Annotated in this window: 9 protein-coding genes; 2 read left to right on the forward strand and 7 right to left on the reverse strand. The window is 71.4% G+C overall.

Features of this window, described 5'->3' with window-relative positions; translation table 11 throughout:
* Positions 1–152: 152 nt before the first annotated feature.
* Together AB0H87_RS35200 and AB0H87_RS35205 are read left to right on the forward strand one after the other, a co-directional pair.
* Positions 153–788: a hypothetical protein gene (locus tag AB0H87_RS35200; protein WP_360155865.1), complete on the forward strand. Its 636-nt coding sequence runs from the start codon at positions 153–155 to the stop codon at positions 786–788.
* Positions 789–906: 118 nt separating this feature from the next.
* The gene (locus AB0H87_RS35205) at positions 907–1,647 is read left to right on the forward strand and encodes a VTT domain-containing protein (RefSeq protein WP_360155888.1); all 741 of its coding nucleotides are present in this window, start codon (positions 907–909) and stop codon (positions 1,645–1,647) included.
* Positions 1,648–2,250: 603 nt separating this feature from the next.
* On the opposite strand, the gene AB0H87_RS35210 is transcribed toward AB0H87_RS35205, so the two are convergent.
* The 7 genes from AB0H87_RS35210 to AB0H87_RS35240 all read right to left on the reverse strand — a co-directional run.
* Complete coding sequence (locus AB0H87_RS35210; RefSeq protein ID WP_360155868.1) at positions 2,251–2,928, reverse strand: class II aldolase/adducin family protein; 678 nt, start codon at positions 2,926–2,928, stop codon at positions 2,251–2,253.
* A 31-nt stretch (positions 2,929–2,959) separates the two neighbouring features.
* A complete protein-coding gene (locus AB0H87_RS35215) occupies positions 2,960–3,340 on the reverse strand; it encodes a metalloregulator ArsR/SmtB family transcription factor (RefSeq protein ID WP_360155871.1) in 381 nt (126 codons plus the stop codon).
* 57 nt (positions 3,341–3,397) lie between these two features.
* Positions 3,398–3,937 (reverse strand): orotate phosphoribosyltransferase, encoded by a 540-nt coding sequence (gene pyrE / locus AB0H87_RS35220; protein WP_360155874.1) that lies wholly within the window; start codon positions 3,935–3,937, stop codon positions 3,398–3,400.
* A gap of 111 nt (positions 3,938–4,048) precedes the next feature.
* On the reverse strand, positions 4,049–4,810 hold the full coding sequence (locus AB0H87_RS35225) for an SDR family NAD(P)-dependent oxidoreductase (protein ID WP_360155877.1): 762 nt from the start codon (positions 4,808–4,810) through the stop codon (positions 4,049–4,051).
* Positions 4,811–4,816: 6 nt separating this feature from the next.
* Positions 4,817–5,497, reverse strand: coding sequence for a hypothetical protein (locus AB0H87_RS35230; protein ID WP_360155880.1), 681 nt, complete (start codon positions 5,495–5,497; stop codon positions 4,817–4,819).
* Between the two features lie 59 nt (positions 5,498–5,556).
* Complete coding sequence (locus AB0H87_RS35235) at positions 5,557–6,273, reverse strand: hypothetical protein (protein ID WP_360155883.1); 717 nt, start codon at positions 6,271–6,273, stop codon at positions 5,557–5,559.
* 85 nt (positions 6,274–6,358) lie between these two features.
* A partial coding sequence (locus tag AB0H87_RS35240; protein ID WP_360155886.1) for an AAA family ATPase occupies positions 6,359–7,167 on the reverse strand: 809 nt, incomplete at its 5' end.

Below are 7,167 nucleotides of genomic sequence, written 5' to 3' on the forward strand. Positions count from 1 at the left end.
CCCGCGCCAGGTAGCACACCGTACGGACCGCCCCGCCGCGCTCGCGGCGGGGCGTTCTGCTGTCTTGTGCAACCGGCCGCTGACGGGCGGCGTCTTCCAATCGCGGGCGCGCCGGCGCCGGCTCAGCTCCATCCAACGGGGAGAACACCATCATGCGACTCACCCCTGCCCGACGCGTCCTCGCCGGGCTCGGCGCGGCCACCGCGCTGCTGCTCGCCGGCGCGTTGCCGGCCGCCGCGGCGCCGGTCGACTTCGACTTCGTCGCGCAGGGCGCCCGCATCACCGGTGCCGTCGGCGACCAGGCGGAGGTCAAGCTCGGTTTCCACAACGAGGGGCCGGCCACGGTCGACCGCCGCAACAGCGCCGGCGATGTCAGCGTCGTCGACATCGCCCTGCCCAAGGGCACGACCGCGGTCACGGTGCCGCCCGCGTGCCAGCCCGCGCAGGCCGGCGCGTACCGCTGCTCGCCCGGCCCGCTGGCCACGTCCGGCCAGACCATCGCGTTCCCGTTCGTCCTGCGGATCGACAACGCCGAGGTCGAGCGCGGCTCGGTGACGATCAACGTGCGGTGCCGGTGCGACAGTGACAACGTCGACGCCAACGCCGGCAACGACACCGCGCCGATCGAGGTCGTGGTCAACGCGGCCACCGCGGCCACCGGCGACGACGGCCTGCCGTTCTCCGGGGGCACCGCCGGCTACATCCTCGGCGGGGGCGGCCTGCTGCTGCTCGCCGGCGTGGTCGGCGCCGTGATCGCCGGTCGCCGCCGGGCCCGCCCGGCCGCCTGACCGACGTGTCCGCCCGGGCGGGTTCTGCCGCCTTACCAGCCCGGGCTTGCCAGGCCCGGTAGCCTTCCTACCCGTGGAGACGACCCGCGCCCTCACCGAGAACCTCGCCTTCAACCCGATGGACCCGAAGGACCTGGTCCACACCTTCGGGCTGTACGGGATCTGGGCGATCCTGTTCGCCGAGACGGGCCTGCTGGTCGGCTTCTTCTTCCCCGGCGACTCGCTGCTCTTCCTGGCCGGCGTCGCGGCGACCCCGGTGGCGGACGCGATCTTCGGCGGCGGCACCCGGCTGTCCCTGGCGGGCCTGCTGATCGGCGCACCGCTGTGCGCGATCGCCGGCGCCCAGCTCGGCCACTACCTCGGGGCCCGCTACGGCACGCGGATGTTCGACAAGCCCGACTCGCGCCTGTTCAAGCGGGAGTACGTGGCGAAGGCCGAGCACTACTTCCAGAAGTTCGGCCCGGCCAAGGCCGTCGTGCTGGCCCGGTTCATCCCGATCGTCCGCACGTTCCTCAACCCGGTCGCCGGGGTCCTCGGCATGCCGGCGAAGCAGTTCTTCGTCTGGAACGTGGTCGGCGCGGTCCTCTGGACCGACGGCATCCTGCTGATCGGCTACCTGCTGGCCGGGAAGATCTACGACGCCATCGGCACGCACATCGACCGCTACATCCTGCCGTTCGTCGCACTGATCGTGCTGATCTCGGTGCTGCCGATCATCATCGAGGTGATCCGCGACCGCCGCGCCCGCAAGCGCGCCGAAGAACTGGCAGTCATCGGCGTCGCCCCCGTGGCCGGCATCGCCGACGCCATCGCGGAGGAGCGTCACCGCGGCCACCGCGGCAGCCACCGGGCCGAATAGAACTTCAGATCGAAGAGCGGGATCCGGCGGTCCCGGGTCCGCCTGGGGCACGACCGTCGCTCCCGCCGGACACCGCTGCGCTTCGCTCCGCTGCCAGCTCCGCCGCCGGCCAAGCTCAAACCCTCAAAGCACCGGCGGCAGAGCGTCAACTCGGGCCGCCCGACCGAGGGCTACGACGGCGAGCGATCGCCGCGCTTCTAGGGCGCCAGCCGGCGATGGCTGGTCCATCAGGTCGGCGGCCCGGCCCGGGACGAAGGGCTAGGACACGCGCGCTCCGCGCCGCTTACTCGAGGGCCCAGCTACGCGTCGGCCGGCGGTGGGTGGTCCGTCAGGTCGGCGGCCCGGCCAGGGCGAAGGGCCAGCGATACGCGGGCGCCGCGCTGCTTGATCGAGGGTCCAGCTACGCGCCAGCCGGCGGTGGCTGGTCCGTCAGCTCGGCGGCCCGGCCCAAGGCGAAGGACTAGGACACGCGCGCTCCGCGCCGCTTACTCGAGGGCCCAGCTACCTGCCAGCCGGCGGTGGCTGGTCCACCAGGTCGACGGCCCGGCCCAGGACGAAGGGCCAGCGATACGCGGGCGCCGCGCTGCTTGAACGAGGGCCAAGCTACGCGCCGGCCGGCGGTGGCTGGTCCACCAGGTCGGCGGCGCGGCCCAGGGCGAGGGCGCGATAGGTGAGCTGGGCCGCTTCCTCGAGGTTGTGGGCCCGCTTGAGGGCCAGCTCGACGCTGTCCGCCAGCACTGAACAGCCGTGCCGGCTCAGGACGAAGCAGTTGGTGCCGTCCCGCGCGGCATCGGCCGCGGCCTCCGCCAGCTCGATCGTGCCCGGCGGGAAGAACGGGACCGTCCCCACCCGGCGCACGTAGAAGGCGTGGTCCGTGGTGACCAGCCGGATGCGTTCGCCCAGGGCGTCCAGGAGCAGGGCCGTCTGCGGGTGCAGGTGGACGATCGCTGACACGTCGGGGCGGGCCCGGTAGGTGGCGAGGTGCAGTGCGACCTCGGAGCTCGGCGGCAGCGTCGGGTACGCCGCCTGGCCGGCGGACGATGCGTCGCCGGCGGGCAGGGTGGCGCCGTCGCTGATCCGCACACGGACGAACGACGGGCGCGCGAGTTTGTCGAGCCAGGTGCCCGCGCCGGTCACCCAGCAGGCATCGCTGCCCGGCGATCGGGCAGAGAGGTTGCCGCCGGAGCCGACCACCAGGCCGGCACGGACCACCGCGGCGCCGACCTCGGCGAGCTGGTCGCGGAGGTCAGGCTCGTCAGCGGACCCGGCGTCGAGTCTCATCGTCGGCGCCGGGCCAGTGGCGGTCACCGCCTCAGCGAGGGGCCTTCTTGGTGGCCCGCTTGCGCGGCGGGGTCAGCAGGTCGGCGATCGTCGCGATGGCCGACGGCACGAGCCGGTAGTAGGCCCACACGCCGCGCTTCTCCCGCTCGAGCAGCCCCGCCTCGGTCAGGATCCGGAGGTGGTGGCTCACGGTCGGCTGGGAGAGGCCGAGCGGTGCGGTCAGGTCGCAGACGCAGGCCTCGCCTTCCGGTGCCGACTGGATGAGGCTCAGCAGCCGCAGTCGGGCCGGGTCAGCGAGCGCCTTGAGCACCCCGGCGAGGCGCTCGGCGTCGGCGCGTTCGATCGGCTCGCCGGCAAGCGGCGAGATCTGAGGCATGGTCATTTCAGCCAACGCAGTTCCCACGTATTCCATCCTTCCACTTACAGCATCGACCCGCCTGCATATGAGCAGGTCCGAATCGGCAAACTTTTACGCCACTAGGCCGAGGTCAGCCATCGAGTAGGCCGCCTTGTAGGTGAGGCCGGCCGCCCGAACGGCGGAACCGCCTCCCCGATCGACGATAACCGCTACGCCAACCACCTCGGCCCCGGCTTCCCGGAGCGCCTCGACTGCGGTCAACGGACTTCCCCCGGTCGTGGAGGCGTCTTCCACGACCAGCACCCGTCGTCCGGCAACATCAGGACCCTCGATCCGGCGTTGGAGACCGTGCGCCTTGGCCGTCTTGCGGACGACGAACGCGTCGAGTGGCCGCCCGGTTGCCGCCGCCGCATGCATCATGGCGGTCGCCACCGGGTCGGCACCGAGGGTGAGGCCACCCACAGCGTCGAAGTCCAAGTCGGAAGTCAGGTCGAGCATGACGCGTCCGACCAGAGGTGCGGACGCATAGTGAAGAGACACGCGACGAAGGTCGACATACCAGTCGGCCTCCTGACCCGAGGACAGCACCACCCGGCCATGCACAACGGCAAGCTCAGTGATGAATTTACGCAGGTCGTCGTGGTCCCCCATGAGGCGTAAGCGTACTGGTCGATCCTGTGAACCTGCTGGGCGGCCCACCAGCGATCGGGAAATTTCGCCCGATAGCGAACTCTGACGGATCACGGACTCCCGTGTCGATGGTCACCGACCGTCGCGACCGCGGGTGTCCTTGGCGACTCGGGCGAAGATGCCGCGCGGTGCGTGCCGCATGCCGAACACGGCCACCTTGTATTTCCAGTCCGGCACGCTGACCAGCCGACCACGGGCCAGGTCGCGCATCGCGTGTGCGACCACATCGTCGGCCCGCAACCACATCCAGGACGGTGTTTTCGACATGTCGATGCCGGCTCTGGTGTGGAATTCGGTGCGCGTGTATCCGGGGCACAACGCCATCACACGGACCCCGGACCGGCCCACCGCGCGCCCGATCGACTCACTGAAATGGGTGACCCAGGCCTTGCTCGCGGGATAGGTCGAACCCGGCATGACCGGCGCGAACGACGACGCCGACGAGACATTGATCACAGCCCCTTTACCGCGGCTGGTCATGCCCGGCAGGGCGGCGTGGGTGAGCCGCATGACGGCGTGGATGTTGAGGTGCAGCAACCAAGCCTCGTCCTCGGCGGTCGTCTTGAGGAACGACCGGTTGAGGGTGGCACCGGCGTTGTTGACCAGCAGGTCGACCTGATCGTCGTGCAGCCGTTGCGCCACCGCGGCCAGCCCGGCCTCGGTCGACAGGTCGGCGGTCAGCACCTCGGCGGTGTCGCCGGCCGTCGCCGCGACGGCGGCGAGCCGTTCGGCGTCACGGGCGACGAGTACCAGCCGGTAACCATCGGCGGCCAGGCGGCGGGCGAAGGCCGCGCCGATGCCGGAGCTGGCGCCGGTGACGAGTGCGGTCGGCACGGGTCCTCACATGGCGGCGGGGGTGGTCGCCGGCGGGTCCGGGCGTTGCCAGTCCGTCGGGTCGACCGGGGGCGGGGGTGGTGGTGTCGGCGCGCCGGTGGGGCTCGGGGGAAGCGACGACGTGCGCCGGAAGTACGCGGTTGCCGCCGGTGTGGCCAGCAGCAGCGCCACCACAACGTAGCCCAGCGCCTGCACCACGGAAAGGGCCGCGCTGGTCCACGGCCACCAGCCCGGGTGGGCGCCGTCGATCGCGACCAGCATCGCGTCGTTGTCGAACGAACCGACCCGCTGCACGAAGCCGAAGAGCGCGGCGAGGCCGCCGGAGACGAGGCCGATGCCGCAGACGATCCAGGTCGCGATCCGCACCCCGGCGTTGCCACGCATGATGCCGACCGCGAGCACGGCCAGCAGCACCATGGCCACCACGCTCACGAACGCCGCGGCGATCGGCACGCCGCGCAACAGCGTCGTGCCGCCGTTGATGTCGTCGACCGGGATCCCGCTGGCCGTCGCGGCCGACTGGAACCGTTCGACGATGCCGGGCATCAGTGCGAGACCGATGCCGCCGTAGACCAGACCGCCGAGCGCCATCACCAGCAGCAGGACGGCCGCGCCGCGGACCGGGCCCGGCGGACGCGGGGACGTCGTCGGCGGCTGCTGCACGAGCGGTTGCGCTGGGTACGACACGGGGCCCTCCGGTACATCCGTTGTGGCCGAACCTACTCGGAAGGCCCCGATCGCGCTGGCTAGCGGGGCGGTGCCGGTGTTTCCGGCGGTTCGCCGGTCGGAGCGGGCGGCGCCGCCGGCGGGGCGGGCGGCAACGGCGGCTCGCCGCCCTGCGGGTAAGGCGGGGTCGGGTAGCTCGAGCCGGGCATCACCGGGTAGCCCGGTGTCGGCGGCTCCCAGGTGGCCGCGCGCGGCTTGAACCACTCGTTCGAGGCCGGCAGCGCCAGCAGGATCAGCGCGCCCAGCACACACAGGATCGGGATGATCAGCAGGACCATGTTGACCGGTCCGTACCAGCCGGGCATCGCGGCGTCGATCTTCGCCTGTGCGTCCGGCACGTCGCCGGAGCTCTCCAGGTTCATGGCGCTGCCGGCGGCGTTCCCAGCCGCGCTGAGCCCGCAGCAGAGCACGAACAGGCCACCAACGACCCAGGTGACGATCCGGGACGCGTTCTTCCCGCGCAGGTTCAGGAACCCGAGCACGACCAGGCCGACGCCGATGAGGAGCGCGAGGACGCCGATGACCACCACCACGACGACCGCGGCGGTATCCGCGCTGCCTTCGAGCTCCGTGCCCGCGTACGCGTCGGTCAACGCCTGGCGGAACGAGCTCAACGTCGCGAGGGTCACGATCAGGCTGATGACCTCGACGACCGCGACCGCGTAGAGCAGGTAGCTGGAAATCCGGACTGTGCCCGGCGGTCGGGCACGGTCCGGACCGGGGGCGATCTCCGACACGGCACTCCTTCCTCGAAACATCACAATGAGTGAAGATCAAGGTACCGGTACCGCGCCAGTCTGTCGCCCCGGGAACTTCCAGCGATCAGGCGACCAGCGCCATCACGGTCAGCCCGTCCTTGGTGTCGGCCAGGTCGACCGAGACGGTGTCACCGTCACGGATCTCGCCGGCGAGCAGCGCCTTGGCCAGGCTGTCACCGATCGCCGACTGCACCAGCCGGCGCAGCGGCCGGGCGCCGTAGATCGGGTCGTAGCCGTGCTCCGCCAACCAGGCCCGGGCGGCGTCGGTGACGTCGAGCGTGAGCCGCCGCTCGGCCAGCCGCCGGCGCAGAAGGTCGAGCTGGATGTCGACGATCGCCCGCAGCTGCGGCCCCGACAGCGCGGAGAACACCACGATGTCGTCGAGCCGGTTGAGGAACTCCGGCTTGAAGTGCGCGCGGACCACCGCGAGCACCGCCTCGCGCCGCTGCTCCTCGCCCAGCGTCGGGTCGGCGATCAACGTCGAGCCCAAGTTGGACGTGAGGATCAGGATGGCGTTGCGGAAGTCGACGGTGCGCCCCTGGCCGTCGGTCAGCCGGCCGTCGTCGAGCACCTGCAGCAGCACGTCGAAGACGTCCGGGTGGGCCTTCTCGACCTCGTCGAGCAGGATCACCGAGTACGGCCGGCGGCGCACCGCCTCGGTCAGCTGCCCGCCCTCCTCGTAACCGACGTAACCGGGCGGCGCGCCGACGAGCCGGGCGACGCTGTGCTTCTCGCCGTACTCACTCATGTCGATGCGCACCATGGCCCGCTCGTCGTCGAACAGGAACCCGGCGAGCGCCTTGGCCAGCTCGGTCGGGGTCGACAAGCCGGACAACCCCGTCGAGCCCTGGCCCGCCCTGGCACCGTTCGTGC

The sequence above is a fragment of the Asanoa sp. NPDC050611 genome, assembly GCF_040654855.1.
In the GTDB taxonomy this organism is placed as follows: domain Bacteria; phylum Actinomycetota; class Actinomycetes; order Mycobacteriales; family Micromonosporaceae; genus Asanoa.